Source organism: Robertmurraya sp. GLU-23, assembly GCF_052983275.1.
This window is the reverse complement of record NZ_JBRKCV010000032.1, coordinates 1-13,087: the sequence shown is the minus strand read 5'-3', so window position 1 is coordinate 13,087 and position 13,087 is coordinate 1. Positions and strand designations below refer to the sequence as shown.

General features: G+C 37.1%; 15 protein-coding genes. 8 read left to right on the top strand and 7 right to left on the bottom strand.

From position 1 onward, the window contains the following. Positions 1 to 7: 7 nt before the first annotated feature. The gene (locus ACVBAX_RS25060) at positions 8 to 88 is read left to right on the top strand and encodes an IS3 family transposase (RefSeq protein ID WP_369075157.1); all 81 of its coding nucleotides are present in this window, start codon (positions 8 to 10) and stop codon (positions 86 to 88) included. Between the two features lie 285 nt (positions 89 to 373). Here the strand turns inward: ACVBAX_RS25060 and ACVBAX_RS25055 are convergent, their stop codons facing one another. The 4 genes from ACVBAX_RS25055 to ACVBAX_RS25040 all read right to left on the bottom strand — a co-directional run bounded on the left by ACVBAX_RS25055 (position 374) and on the right by ACVBAX_RS25040 (position 4,552). Next, positions 374 to 1,888 (bottom strand): coproporphyrinogen III oxidase, encoded by a 1,515-nt coding sequence (locus ACVBAX_RS25055; RefSeq protein ID WP_447119637.1) that lies wholly within the window; start codon positions 1,886 to 1,888, stop codon positions 374 to 376. Between the two features lie 96 nt (positions 1,889 to 1,984). Next, entirely contained in the window at positions 1,985 to 2,851 is an 867-nt protein-coding gene (locus ACVBAX_RS25050; protein ID WP_447119635.1) for a Cof-type HAD-IIB family hydrolase, read from the bottom strand. A gap of 139 nt (positions 2,852 to 2,990) precedes the next feature. Continuing rightward, positions 2,991 to 3,344 carry a YlbF family regulator gene (locus tag ACVBAX_RS25045; protein WP_447119633.1) on the bottom strand — a complete coding sequence of 118 codons (354 nt, stop codon included), beginning with the start codon at positions 3,342 to 3,344 and terminating at the stop codon, positions 2,991 to 2,993. 68 nt (positions 3,345 to 3,412) lie between these two features. After that, entirely contained in the window at positions 3,413 to 4,552 is a 1,140-nt protein-coding gene (locus tag ACVBAX_RS25040) for a DUF445 domain-containing protein (protein ID WP_447119631.1), read from the bottom strand. A 105-nt stretch (positions 4,553 to 4,657) separates the two neighbouring features. On the opposite strand from ACVBAX_RS25040, the gene ACVBAX_RS25035 reads away from it, so the two are divergent. Genes ACVBAX_RS25035 through ACVBAX_RS25020 form a run of 4 tightly spaced genes read left to right on the top strand, consistent with a single transcriptional unit; the run spans position 4,658 to position 9,530 of the window. Next, entirely contained in the window at positions 4,658 to 6,082 is a 1,425-nt protein-coding gene (locus ACVBAX_RS25035; RefSeq protein ID WP_447119630.1) for a YheC/YheD family endospore coat-associated protein, read from the top strand. Continuing rightward, complete coding sequence (locus tag ACVBAX_RS25030) at positions 6,042 to 7,133, top strand: YheC/YheD family protein (RefSeq protein WP_430776527.1); 1,092 nt, start codon at positions 6,042 to 6,044, stop codon at positions 7,131 to 7,133. Before ACVBAX_RS25035 ends, ACVBAX_RS25030 begins: the two co-directional genes overlap by 41 nt. Next, a complete protein-coding gene (locus ACVBAX_RS25025) occupies positions 7,111 to 8,481 on the top strand; it encodes a YheC/YheD family endospore coat-associated protein (protein WP_447119627.1) in 1,371 nt (456 codons plus the stop codon). The genes ACVBAX_RS25030 and ACVBAX_RS25025 overlap by 23 nt, the downstream gene beginning before the upstream one ends. Further along, entirely contained in the window at positions 8,478 to 9,530 is a 1,053-nt protein-coding gene (locus ACVBAX_RS25020; RefSeq protein ID WP_447119625.1) for a YheC/YheD family protein, read from the top strand. Before ACVBAX_RS25025 ends, ACVBAX_RS25020 begins: the two co-directional genes overlap by 4 nt. 41 nt (positions 9,531 to 9,571) lie before the next feature. Here ACVBAX_RS25020 and ACVBAX_RS25015 read toward each other — a convergent pair whose 3' ends face one another. Continuing rightward, complete coding sequence (locus ACVBAX_RS25015; protein ID WP_119707106.1) at positions 9,572 to 9,832, bottom strand: metal-sensitive transcriptional regulator; 261 nt, start codon at positions 9,830 to 9,832, stop codon at positions 9,572 to 9,574. A 146-nt stretch (positions 9,833 to 9,978) separates the two neighbouring features. On the opposite strand from ACVBAX_RS25015, the gene ACVBAX_RS25010 reads away from it, so the two are divergent. After that, the gene (locus ACVBAX_RS25010; protein ID WP_447119623.1) at positions 9,979 to 10,881 is read left to right on the top strand and encodes a PucR family transcriptional regulator; all 903 of its coding nucleotides are present in this window, start codon (positions 9,979 to 9,981) and stop codon (positions 10,879 to 10,881) included. Positions 10,882 to 10,998: 117 nt separating this feature from the next. Beyond that, entirely contained in the window at positions 10,999 to 12,096 is a 1,098-nt protein-coding gene (locus ACVBAX_RS25005) for an ABC transporter ATP-binding protein (protein WP_251521040.1), read from the top strand. A gap of 39 nt (positions 12,097 to 12,135) precedes the next feature. On the opposite strand, the gene ACVBAX_RS25000 is transcribed toward ACVBAX_RS25005, so the two are convergent. After that, positions 12,136 to 12,378: a hypothetical protein gene (locus ACVBAX_RS25000; protein ID WP_447119620.1), complete on the bottom strand. Its 243-nt coding sequence runs from the start codon at positions 12,376 to 12,378 to the stop codon at positions 12,136 to 12,138. 271 nt (positions 12,379 to 12,649) lie between these two features. On the opposite strand from ACVBAX_RS25000, the gene ACVBAX_RS24995 reads away from it, so the two are divergent. Further along, complete coding sequence (locus ACVBAX_RS24995) at positions 12,650 to 12,856, top strand: alpha/beta-type small acid-soluble spore protein (protein WP_066058898.1); 207 nt, start codon at positions 12,650 to 12,652, stop codon at positions 12,854 to 12,856. 138 nt (positions 12,857 to 12,994) lie between these two features. On the opposite strand, the gene ACVBAX_RS24990 is transcribed toward ACVBAX_RS24995, so the two are convergent. Further along, the coding region (locus tag ACVBAX_RS24990; RefSeq protein ID WP_447119616.1) for an IS3 family transposase at positions 12,995 to 13,087 on the bottom strand (93 nt) is incomplete at its 5' end.

Sequence of the window (13,087 nt, the reverse complement as noted above, 5' to 3'; positions counted from 1 at the left end):
TCAATATATGTATCGATATAATCATGTACGTATTCAGGCAAAACTAAACTACCTGTCCCCACTTGAATATAGGGGACAGGCAGCATAGGTGTTTTTTCTAAGTCTCACTTTTACGGGTCAGTTCACTAAATCCGTGGCTTTTTATCAATTTTTTTGATATGAAAAAAGGTTGATTTCCGCTCCAGGCGCTTGCTTTCCGGGGGACATTCGCCGAGCCTCCTCGTCGCGAGCTCCTGCGGGAAAAGCGGGACAGTCGAGACCCTGGACTGAGCGAAGCGAGGGAAGCGGCTCGGCCCCGCCCGCGGAAAGCGCCACCCGCAGCGCAAATCAAACCATCCCTTTTTTACTATCTTCTAAAATTAAGTACTTTCTTTCATTGCTTAATAGAAGAGCTTGGGGTTGAGAATAAGCAAGTGAGTATTTCCAGTTTATCATTCGTATATTTCTCGTATGAGTCGTTATATGTCTTTGGGTCTTTAGGATTTGAAAATTGCGTGATCTTTCCTGTTGAAGGATCGATAAACTTACTTGCAGCACCACAGCCTAAACCAATGATTGTCTGCTGTTCTTCCATAATCATAATATTATAAATGCTCTCTTGGTTAGGAAGCGCGTATCCTACATTCTCCAGATTTCCTAGAATGTTCTTTTGGCGATACAAATAATAAGGCGCATAATTATGTTCTTTCGTCCAGTTTTCGGCAAGCCCCATCATTTCTTCAATTTCACCTCGTTCAGCAACCTTGTACTTTTCTTTGTTTTTTGTCATCTCGGAAGCACGTTTAAAGGAAAGGGTATGAACGGTTAATGATTCTGGCATGAGCTTTTCCGTCTCTTGTAGTGTATAAGAAAACTCCTCCACACCTTCTCCAGGCAAACCAATAATTAAGTCCATATTAATATTATTCATTTCCATTTTTCGTGCAAGCTTAAATTTCTCAATTGTTTCCTCTACCGTGTGATGACGACCAATCGCTTTTAATGTTTCTTGGATATATGATTGTGGATTAATACTAATTCGATCTATATTCCACTTTTTTAATACCTCTAGCTTTTCAGGCGTGATCGTATCAGGACGCCCTGCTTCTACCGTTACTTCACGAATATTTGCCACATCAGGAAAAGACTCGTACATCTCTTCATAGAGCATGTCCATTTCTTCAGCAGTAATACTTGTAGGAGTACCACCTCCATAATATACAGTGGTGATTTTCACGTTATTTTCTTTCAACCACTGTCCGATTTTTTTCATTTCAAAATGTAGGCCCCCTAAAAATGAATTCACAGATCCTTGTCTACCATTAATCGCATAGGCAGGGAACGTGCAATAGGCACATTTCGTTGGGCAAAACGGAATACCAATATATATGCTCACTTCGTTTTGCAGTTGATACAAGTCCGGAACAACGGATAATTGACGATCAATGATATTCTGCATTAATTGAATCTTTTCATCAGAAATCATATACTCCGTTTGAAGCTTTTTGTGCGCTTCCTCTTTCGGCTTTCCTTCATGCAACATCTTGTGGAGAAGTTTCGTTGGTCTTATCCCTGTTAAAATCCCCCACTTCTGTGTCATTCCTGTATAAGTTTGTAAAACAGATAAATACACGTAAGAGATCGCATGTTTAATCATTCTCTCTTTTTCTTTTTGAGTAACATCATTTGGGAGGGCTTTTTCATAATTTGCATGTAGTGGTTCGGAACCTGGTATTTCAGCTTGGACATGAAGCCAATCCGATACTCGCAAATCAAAATTAACTGTTAACTCCGCTTGGTCCGAGTGGTTTTCCATGAACACTTTCGTTTCTTCAAAAAATAAGTTAGCTATATTGGTAAGTGGACGGTGGAATTTTTCTTCCATCAATCCATATATATTAATCTGCAATAGAATCACCTTTTAGTTAAATTTATATCATGCCTTAAAAGTGTACAAAAATGAAAGGTATGGGTCAACTTTCAATCGTTGATCCATACCTTCCAATTACTTGATAATATTCATTTTCTTTAAGAACTCAATAGGCTGTTGCTTTCGAAAGTGTTCCTTTACAACATATCCGACTCCATTTTCATTATTTGAGCGAGTAACCCAATCTGCTGCCTTTTTCACCTCAACGGGTGCATTCCCCATGGCAACGCCTAACCCAACCTTCTCTATCATATCAATATCATCAATCGCATCGGCAATAACAACCATTTCTGAACGCTTCACACCAAGTCGTTCTCCTAAGTATAGAAGACCCGTTAACTTTGATACACCCTTTGGTATAATTTCTAATCGAAGTTCATCCAGCTGCAATGTATCCACTTCATCATACATCGTGTAGATAGCTTTTTTTGCGTCCTGAAGGTCTTCCTTTCTCTCAAAAAATATTTCAATTTTTGGTGGACTACATGGTTCATCTGAAATGGCATCGCTTAGTGAATCAACATATTGTTGTGAATAAAAGACAGGATCTCCTGAAGAAAACACAGTTTTTGCTAGTAAATTATTGCTAACTCTTGAGCGATTGGCCAATGAATACCGATCATCTACTAAACGAATTTGACAGTGAAAGGCTTCTAATAAACGAACCAGCTCAAAGGTGACATCCTCCGAAATTCTTCTTACTAATACCGGTTGATCCATCGAGCTTGCGATATAAGCCCCTCTGTGTGTGACTAAATAGGAATCGAGCTTTAATGCCTTTGCCACTTTCTTTGCTGATGCAAAGCTTCTAGATGATACTAACGTAACATAAATCCCCTTTCCCTGTACATATTCAACGGCTTCCTTGGTTGACCTTTGGATTCGCCCGTTTGATTGAAGAAGTGTTCCGTCTATATTTATAGCAAGCAGTCGATAAATCATAGTTAGTGCCCCCCACCTTCATCATTTCCCTTTATATCACATGTATGAAAACAGCGAGATAATTAGAACAATTAGAAGACAGAGTTTGCTGTTCGAAAAGAAAAAACACTTTATCAAAATAGATAAAGTGTTTTAGATGCTATTGTTCCATTGCTCCGTAGAGCTCTTCTAGTGGCTTCATAATAATTTGATTTAATTCGCCGATAATCATGCTCATTCTTTGTTCAGCTTCCATTAGCTGAGCAATTTTTTCATGTTGTTGAACAAGTGCTACTGTTTTTTGAGCCTGTTCAACTTCTTCTTGTGTAATTTCTTGGCCCATCATCTGTTTTTGCTGTAATTCAAGCTGTAAGTTACGGAAATTCTCAAACATTTGTTTTGCAGATGGATCAGCGTTTACTTCATCATAAATTCTTTTTAAGCTCGCATATTCATTACTTGAGCGAATCGCCTTTTCTAACTCATAAGCTGCATCATGTAAATTAACCGCCATTTTTATACACTCCTTTTAAAGAAATCCTTCCAACTATACCAAACAAATCAATAAAAAGCGAATAATCCCTATCCAATGAATAGAACAACAATGCCTTGGAAAAGACCGATAATTCCTCCTAACAATGCGCCTAAGTACGTGATCATCTTTAATTCACTTCTAGTAATGGATAAAACCATTTCCTCGAGCCGTTCTACTGAAAACGTTTCAACTTGTTCTCTCACAATATCTGCTAAGTGTAATCGTTCAAGGATTGTCTCCATACGGCCAGTAGTCCAGTCGAAGACTAAGCGTAAGCCAGCAGGAACAAAATCGTTAATGATGCTCTCACGATTATTTTCTAGAAGTTCTGACATAGGTTTTTGTATAAGTTGATCCATCTTTATAAGCTTTTTAACTGTTTGATTGATCAGTTGTAGTAATTGCTCTTTTCCTAATTGCTCCTCAAATTCTTCCGTTTTCTTATTTAATAGTTTTTCCCATTCCTTTGATAAGAGAGTCGTTATCAGGTCCTTTGTCCCCTCATTTTCAAGAAACTTTAAAATTTCTGGACGAATCTTTTCTGTGAGGTTTACATTTCCAAAGAACATCTGAAGCATATTCCCTAACATCCCACTTCGTTCACGGACAAAATCATTAATCATTCTTTCCACTCGAAGCTGCCCTTCGGCACTATTAAAGTAGTCCTTACCCTTTAATAGAATATATTCGCTAATAACAGGGATCTTTTCACTTAATTTTTCTTGAAGCTCCTTCGGAAGCACATCCTTTATTGGTTTCTCCCTAAAGCGAGGCATCACTTCTTCGTATTTCTTATGAATAAATAAGGACATTTTTTCAGATGCACTTGTTTCTAAATGCTTAAAGCCTAGCCGCTCGAAAACTTGTGCCAAAGAAAGCTCGCTTCTTAACAGTTGATCAAGCTCCGTTTGAGCAACTCTTATCATATCCTTCTGGAATTGATCATTTAAGAATTTCTTTTGGATACTTTCGGGAGTTAGGAGGTGATCCACCACCATTTTCCCCATTTGTTCAGCTAATTCATCTCTTCTCTTTGGAATTAATCCAGGTGTAAACGGCACTCTCCATTTTCCTATATAAAGTGCTCGATATGGGCGGAACAGCATTTTAATGGCAAGCGAGTTAGTAAACCCTCCAATCACCGCTCCAATGACAACCATAAAAACTATGGTTATTGCTATATTCATACAACATCTACCTTCCATAAAAGTTTTCACAAATGTTTTTGTTTTTTCATACGATACCGTATCAGCTTTTGCCCATATACATGGTCAATAGAAAGAGGTATCGTGATGGCTACTTCTTACTTACCTATTACGGTGATTCCTACCGAAACGTTTCAAATAAAAGAAAATTGTATTCAGATAAGCCGAGCATTAGCAAGTTATTATCACATTTTAGCACGTCCTACCATATTTCTAAAGATTGGTAGGGTGTGCATAGAAGTTTATGTAGAAATAACTGATTTACCAAAGAACGAATTACACTTACCTTCATCCTTTCTCTCAAAATTTAAAATACCTATTAAGGCAACAAAGTATTTAGCAACATTTATTGAAGAGTCAAACACCTTAATAGTAGGTCCTATTGTAGCCCTCATGACTGACAGTACGGAAACGAACCATGAACCGAATTTTCGATCCGTTCATACATTTTGCGAGGAACTTCATTATCATACACAGCAAACAGGTGGACTTTTTTACGTATTTAAAAGTGATGATTTTTCAATAGATGAAATTAGTGGCTATTACTATAATGATGGATGGAAAAAACATACATTCCCTCCACCTGATGTAGTTTATAACCGGATCCATTCAAGACGAAAGGAGCGAAGTGACTATTTTCATAAATTAAAAAACGAAATGACAAGATTGAATATTCCATTCTTTAATGACCGCTTCTTATCCAAATGGGATGTTCATGAACTGTTAATTCAAGAAGAGCATTTGCAACCACATCTCCCAGAAACATTATTATTTACGGAAACCAATTTTCTTGAATTATTAAATAAACATTCAAGCCTATTTATTAAACCCATACATGGGAGTCAAGGTCGAAAAATCTTACATTTATATAAAGAAAGTCAATCATTTATCGTAAAGGTATCAACTGGAACACAAAGTGATGATTTCATGTCCTTTTCTAATGTTGAGCACTTTTTCAAATGGTTCTCACGCTTCCGAAAAAATTCAACTTATATTATTCAGCAAGGTATCCCCTTGCTTTTATATAAAAATCGCCACATTGATTTTAGAGTATTATGTCACAAAAATCTTTATAATGCATGGAAAGTCACCTCTGTAGTAGCTAGGATATCAGGTGAAAAGCAATTTGTAGCCAATATTGCTAGAGGTGGCGAAACATATAAACCCATTAAAGCATTAACTGAACTCTTTGAAAGAGATGTGGCGATCCAGCAACTCGTGCTAATGAAAGAGTTAGCCAAGGAAATTGCAGCTGTTATTAGTGATAATACAGATGGTTTAACCGGTGAATTGGGTTTAGATATAGGCGTTGATCAGGATGGAAAGCTTTGGCTAATTGAAGTAAACTCAAAGCCCTCAAAAAACTTCGAAGAGCAAGAAGTTAAAATCCGTCCTTCCACAAGAGCAATTATGGAATTATGTACAGCACTCGCTTTCGAGTACAAAAGCAAGGAATTGGAGGAGAACACTCATGCTGACCTTTGGATTCATGACATTAAACCTGAGGAATGAAAATTCTTATTTCAGTGGAATTGCACAAGCTGCCAGCAACTATGGAATCCGTTGCTTTAGGTTTGTTCCATCGAATATTGTACCAACGTCAGAACTTATCGTTGGCGAGGAATATAAACCGAGCGAATCCCGCTGGATCGAAGCAGAATTCCCACTTCCTGATATTTTGTACGATCGTTGTTTTTATGGTGATGATACACATTCCCAAAGTTGTCTTTCCATTGTACGTTGGTTAAAAACACGAAATGATGTAACCTTTTTAGGCTATGGTCTTCCAAACAAAATGGAACTTTATGATGTCTTGAATCATTCAAAGCTCCATCCTTATCTACTTCACTCAGCACTAGTTGCTCACGCTGATCAAGTTATACACTCGCTTTCACATATCAATCCAGCCATTATTAAACCCATCAATGGTTCTCAAGGGAAAGGCATTTACTTTATAAAAAAAGAAAAAGAGCAATATATTGTTGAAACTGATAAAAAAGGGAAACATGTGAACCGCGTTTTTGAATCAAAGGAACTTTTTTCAGTTTGGCTTCAATCTCTTTTAAAGAAGAAAACATTCCTTATTCAACCATACAAACATTTAACCAATAAGGAGGGGCATCCTTTTGACCTTCGGATCTTGCTGCAAAAGAATCAACACGGGAAGTGGATTGTTCGTGGCAAAGGTATTCGTGAAGGTTCTGTTGGGTCTATCGTCTCTAATATTAGTGCTGGTGGAAAAATTCATACCTTCGAGGAATGGTCAAAAGAAAATTCACCATCTTCTTTCCTACTAAAAGAAGTTCAATATATCTTGTCCCTCCTTCCAACTGTTTTAGAAGGTACCTTCCGTCCTTTATTTGAAATCGGTGTAGACATTGGAATTGCAAAGGATGGATCACTATGGATACTTGACGTAAATTCAAAGCCAGGAAGAAAAGTAGTTGTTTCCACCACACCAGAAGTAAAAACTGTGTTAGAGTTAGCTCCCATCCTTTATGCAAAACACTTGATGGAGCAAAAAAGGAGTTTGATGAATCATGAAAAAACAATATCGAATTGACATTAGCGATCATCTTGAAAGAGGTACCTTATACTTTCCGGCTGAGCTTACTAATCATCATGCTCCAATTCGTATCTCTTTTGGAACATTTGCGATTCAAGCAACATGCTTTCCACACCCAGATGGGAAAAATACTCTTGTTCTTAGTCCTGACATTGCAGAAGCGATTAAATTTCCATCTTTAGACATTCCCTTCCATCTATTTATTGCAGAAAAGACCATTCATGTTGGTCCTCTCATTGGCATTTTCACCTCTGGTTTTACTCCATTTGCCATGCGGCCGATCGGGGAAAGGTCCGTGTTTTTTTCTAAGTTATTATCTGTTAAAAAGTTTGTTGGAGCCCTCCCCTTTGTTTTTGGTGAGCAGCATATCAATTGGGAGGAAGGAACGATTGAGGGTCTTATCTATCACATGAATGGATGGGAATCCATCATTCTGCCGTTCCCGAATGTCATCTATGATCGACTTCCCAACCGACGGAGTGAAAAAAAGGCGGCATTACGAAAAGTGAAAGATCGATTGCAATCCGAGTATTTAATTCCTTGGTATAATCCCGGCTTTTTTAATAAATTAGATGTTTTTGAAAGGCTAGAATCAGTTGATGCCGTTTCTTCTCTTTTACCTGAAACACATCCTTTTACTTCTTTTTCAATGATTGAAAGAATGCTTTCTTTATATGGTCATGTGTATGTAAAACCGATGAACGGAAGCTTGGGTCTTGGAATTTATCAAGTGCTTTATGATCGAGAACAAAATCATTATTACTGTCGGTTCCGAGATACTGATGGAATCAATCGTCTGCGAAAGTTTGAAACATTAGAATCTTTAATGAAACATACGTTTCCGAATAACAAGCTCAATCATCTTATTATTCAACAAGGGATACACTTAATACGCCATGAGCGCTGTCCAGTCGATTTTAGAGTTCACACTAATAAAGATGAAAATGGCCGATGGAAGGTTACCGCCGTTGCAGCAAAAGTAGCTGGACCCGGAAGTGTGACTACACATGTAAAAAGTGGTGGTTGTATAAAAACAATTGAAGAAGTGATTGAGAATAAAGAAGAGCAAAAGAATTTACTGCAAAAATTATCAGAAGCTAGTCTTCTACTAAGCCATGTATTAGAAAATCATATGGAAGGCATTGTAGGAGAAATTGGGTTTGATTTAGGAGTCGACCGAGAAGGGAAAGTTTGGCTTTTTGAGGCGAATTCAAAACCAGGTCGTTCGATCTTTAAGCACCCCGATATGAAGGAGTTTGACCTATTAACTCGTAAACTTTCACTTGCATTTGGTGTCTTTTTATCAGAGCAAGCGATTAAGCAGCCAGGAGAGGTCTTTAAATGACTTCTCTTATTCTTAGGAATATAAATCCTTTTATCGGTATTCTAACCAGTAAAAAAGGTGAAAAGAATTTAGTAGGAAATATCCCATTGTTCCGATCCATTCAACAGGAGTTATTACAAATAGGCGGAACATCTGTTGTATTCTCTCTTGACGATATCTTAAGTAATGGTATAAAAGCAGCAAAATATGATCCTAGTAATCATACATGGGAGACTGTAGTTGCTCCCTTTCCACAGCTAGTATACAACCGCGTTCCGTTTCGAAAACATGAAGAAACCGCCACCTTTAAAGAGGCTGTAACACTCTTTAAGGAACAATCCATACCCTTTTTTAACCCAGGTTTTTTAAACAAATATGATTGTTACTTACAGTTCAAGGATCATTTGGATCTAAAACAATATTTCTTACCAACAATAAAAATCGAAGACAAAATAGAACTAGAGGAATTTCTATTAGCTCATCACTCTCTTTATATAAAACAAGCAAATTCTTCAATGGGAAGAGGCATTCATATTATTAAGTTGCAAAGAGACGGTAGAGTTTTGCTCATAGACAATAGGCAGCAAACTATTTACCCTGATTTTCATAATTACTGGGGAAAATGGTCTAATAAATTACTCAATATATTATATATTGCGCAGCAAGCAGCAAGTCCTCAACTTTATCAAGGGAAACGGTATGATTTTAGAATATTAGCTGTTTTTCAAGGTGAGAAGCATGTCCCTGTAGGTGTAGGTGTTAGACAATCAGGTTATCAACAAGTAACTACACATATTCCTAATGGAGGAAAGCTACTTCCTTATTCACAATTTCAAACCCAGGAACAAGACCTTTTAATCGAAAAAATTGTAGAGCTTTGCGGGAAAGAATTAAATAGGAAATATGGGTTCTTTGCAGAGTTCTCCATCGATCTCGGGTTAACTTCTGATGGAGATTTTGTTATTTATGAAATTAATTCAAAACCAATGAGCTTCGATGAAAAAACGATCGAGGAAAAACGGGTAAAGATGCTTTGCGAGCTTTTCCGTTCCACAATAGAAAAGAAGTAAAAAGACACACTATTTATCACATAGCGTGTCTTTTTACTTGTCTATCGACTTTTTACTATCATATTAACAGCCTCTTGGATTGCATCCTCGGCGTTTTTCCCTTCGTCATTTGCTTCACGAATACATGCCTCTAAGTTTTTTGCTACAATATATCCCATTGCACGGTCAACAGCCGAGCGCACAGCTGATAGCTGAGTTACCACATCTTTACAATGTTTTTCCTCTTCCATCATACGTATTACACCACGAACTTGACCCTCGAGACGTTTTAATCGGTTTTTCATTTCTTGTGAGTATTCCAATATATCACCTCTCAACTATCGATACGGTATCCCCTATTGAATAGATTATATCGTATTCTTTTCTTAAATAGAAATTATAAGCCAAATTATTGGTACCAGACGTTACCTGTTATAATGAAGATATACAAAGATTTGGGAGCAATCATATGCTAAAAAAAATTCAACACTTATTCAAAGACAGTAAATATTCAAATCAAAAGCCTACACTTGAAGAAACAAAAGAGTATGACTGGTATTATGAAGAAAACGAAGACGGTTGGGTTGGAATTAGAAAAAACATGTTAGATCCAAAAGAAAAACAGCTACTAGATACCCTTTTCCATTCTTTTGAACCACCAATCATAGAGTTTCAATCTCAGGGATGGTACAATTTTTTATTTTCAGATGGAGGGGTTCCTTTACAAAAAAAACAAGAGCGTCGGGTTCGAATCATTCACCTTCATTGTTCAGGTGAGGACTGGGAGCAAAAAGATTTAGAACTTGCCTTAAGAGGCTTTTTATCTGAAGAAATTATTATTTTTTGGGAAACCCCAAATCATGCTGTACTTATTGAACATGAATCGCACAGCATTTTGATGGCAGAAAATTTCTTAGAAATCTCTGAGACATTTGAAAATGATCTTTACTTACGTGTCAGTTTCTTCATTGGAAAGTTTCACTATGCTAAGGAATTAAAGGAATTATTCCATCAAGACCGTCTATTTTTCAAACAATCTTTAGAATGGAAGCGGAAGGAAAGAGTTTTTACATTTGAGAACATTTTCCCAACTTTGCTTTCGCACAGTCTCCCAGTGGAGCTTTTAAAAGCTATAGAATTACAACTTCTCCAGCCTTTAATGGACGATCCAGAAACGCTCGCAACCATTCAAGTATATTTAGAAAATAATTTAAACGCGAGTGTTACAGCAAAGAAATTATACATTCACCGTAACACCTTACAATATCGAGTAGACAAGTTTACAGAAAAAACTGGCGTAAATTTAAAAGATTATCCTAGTGCCATTACCCTTTATATCGCCTGCTTACTTCAATCACAAAAGCAAAAATAGCACATTGCCCAATTTCCTTCTCCGTATTTTTGTGCACTATTCACATAGTACAAGAACCTTTCAGTCATGTAATCTATATACAAGAAAACGATTACAGTTTATTGGGAGGAATTCATTATGGCTGAGTTAGTTCTAGATCATATTTACAAAATTTACGACAATAAAGTAACTGCTGTTGAAGACTTTAACCTTCATATTCAAGATAAAGAGTTTATCGTATTTGTTGGACCATCTGGTTGTGGAAAATCAACAACTTTACGTATGATTGCTGGTCTTGAAGAAATCTCTAAAGGTGACTTTTCTATTGATGGAAAACGTGTAAATGATGTAGCACCAAAAGATCGTGATATTGCCATGGTATTCCAAAACTATGCACTTTATCCACATATGAGTGTTTATGACAATATGGCTTTCGGATTAAAGCTTCGTAAGTTTCCTAAGGATGAAATTGATCGTCGTGTTCAAGAGGCTGCGAAAATCCTTGGTCTAGAACCTTACCTTGATCGTAAGCCAAAAGCACTTTCTGGTGGTCAACGTCAGCGTGTGGCATTAGGTCGTGCAATTGTCCGTGATGCAAAAGTATTCTTAATGGATGAGCCATTATCGAATCTTGATGCTAAACTTCGTGTTCAAATGCGTGCTGAAATTGCAAAGCTTCATCAACGCTTACAAACAACAACTATCTACGTAACGCATGACCAAACAGAAGCAATGACAATGGCTACTCGTCTTGTTGTTATGAAGGACGGAGTTATTCAGCAAGTTGGAGCACCAAAAGAAGTATACGAAAAGCCTGAAAATGTATTCGTTGGTGGATTTATTGGATCACCAGCAATGAACTTCCTAAGAGGAAAAATCGAAGAAGGTAAATTTGTAGCAGGCAAAACTTCTATCGCTATCCCAGAAGGAAAAATGAAAGTACTTCGTGAACAAGGGTATGTTGGTAAAGAAATTATTCTCGGTATCCGTCCGGAAGATATCCATGATGAGCCTGTTTTCATCGAAGCTTCTCAAGGTACAAAAATTCATGTAAAAATTGATGTGTCAGAATTAACTGGTGCTGAAACCATGCTTTATTCAAGCATTGAGGGTCAGGATTTTGTAGCGAGAGTAGACTCTCGTTCAGATATTAAACCTGGTCAGTCAATCGATTTAGCATTTGATTTGAACAAAGCTCACTTCTTCGATGTAACTACAGAGTCAAGAATACGTTAATCATCTAGGATGCAGCACGAGCGCGCTGCATCCTTTTTTCTATTCTTGTATAAATTGCACCACATCATTATAACAAGACGGACACTTGTATAAATGTGGACAGAGTCCCTTAGCAAAATCCTCAGGATATCCATCTTCAATCTTCATTAAGTCAATTGGCATATATGCACTATAGTCATCAAAAAAATCCATTAACCTTCCTGCTTCCTCTAATTCACTTCCGCATGTACTGCAATTAAAGTATTTTTCTTCGAGCCCGTTACAAACTGGACATATTCCCATTTCTCTTCCCTACTTTGTTTTTTTATTAGTTTGAGATGCATCTCACCTGTTCATGTAAGACAAAAAAAATATATGAACAGGAAAACATTACCTGCAGTTTATTTCGAATAGGATCAAAAAAATCATCCATAATATTGAGTAAACACAGCGACAACAAGTCGCCAACAACAAAAACCTTTTTATAACGGACTATGCTGAAAGCTTGATTTACTAAATCAATTTGGTTCAATCCAAAATAGTCCACCAAAAAAACTGAAGGAGAGTGTTCAACATGGCAAACAACAATTCTTCAAACCAACTATTAGTACCAGGAGCAGAGCAAGCATTAGAGCAAATGAAGTACGAAATCGCTAGCGAATTTGGTGTAAACCTTGGTGGCGAAACTACTTCACGTGCTAACGGATCTGTAGGTGGAGAAATCACTAAGCGTTTAGTATCTATGGCTCAACAATCTATGAGCGGATCTTTCCAACGCTAATTTAATTTAAGATAGTACACAATTGAATAAGGTATGGCTTAGCCCTCTTCCACTCCGGAAGAGGGCTTTCATATTATGCCCAAATAAAAAACAGCCTTTCGTAATATGATCTGACCCAATAAAGTTAGACAAATATTTTTAGGCAACTTCTAAGATCTGAGTTCGGTATTCTACTGGACTCAGATCTTTTAATTTTGCTTTCATTCTCTTTTGATTGTAGTAATCAATATA

What these genes read in the sequence shown, in the direction of transcription:
- ACVBAX_RS25060 (WP_369075157.1), top strand. Translation starts at nt 8, where the DNA reads ATGTATCGATATAATCATGTACGTATTCAGGCAAAACTAAACTACCTG.
- ACVBAX_RS25050 (WP_447119635.1), bottom strand. Translation starts at nt 2,851, where the DNA reads ATGATTTATCGACTGCTTGCTATAAATATAGACGGAACACTTCTTCAA.
- ACVBAX_RS25045 (WP_447119633.1), bottom strand. Translation starts at nt 3,344, where the DNA reads ATGGCGGTTAATTTACATGATGCAGCTTATGAGTTAGAAAAGGCGATT.
- ACVBAX_RS25040 (WP_447119631.1), bottom strand. Translation starts at nt 4,552, where the DNA reads ATGAATATAGCAATAACCATAGTTTTTATGGTTGTCATTGGAGCGGTG.
- ACVBAX_RS25035 (WP_447119630.1), top strand. Translation starts at nt 4,658, where the DNA reads ATGGCTACTTCTTACTTACCTATTACGGTGATTCCTACCGAAACGTTT.
- ACVBAX_RS25030 (WP_430776527.1), top strand. Translation starts at nt 6,042, where the DNA reads ATGCTGACCTTTGGATTCATGACATTAAACCTGAGGAATGAAAATTCT.
- ACVBAX_RS25025 (WP_447119627.1), top strand. Translation starts at nt 7,111, where the DNA reads ATGAAAAAACAATATCGAATTGACATTAGCGATCATCTTGAAAGAGGT.
- ACVBAX_RS25020 (WP_447119625.1), top strand. Translation starts at nt 8,478, where the DNA reads ATGACTTCTCTTATTCTTAGGAATATAAATCCTTTTATCGGTATTCTA.
- ACVBAX_RS25010 (WP_447119623.1), top strand. Translation starts at nt 9,979, where the DNA reads ATGCTAAAAAAAATTCAACACTTATTCAAAGACAGTAAATATTCAAAT.
- ACVBAX_RS25005 (WP_251521040.1), top strand. Translation starts at nt 10,999, where the DNA reads ATGGCTGAGTTAGTTCTAGATCATATTTACAAAATTTACGACAATAAA.
- ACVBAX_RS25000 (WP_447119620.1), bottom strand. Translation starts at nt 12,378, where the DNA reads ATGGGAATATGTCCAGTTTGTAACGGGCTCGAAGAAAAATACTTTAAT.
- ACVBAX_RS24995 (WP_066058898.1), top strand. Translation starts at nt 12,650, where the DNA reads ATGGCAAACAACAATTCTTCAAACCAACTATTAGTACCAGGAGCAGAG.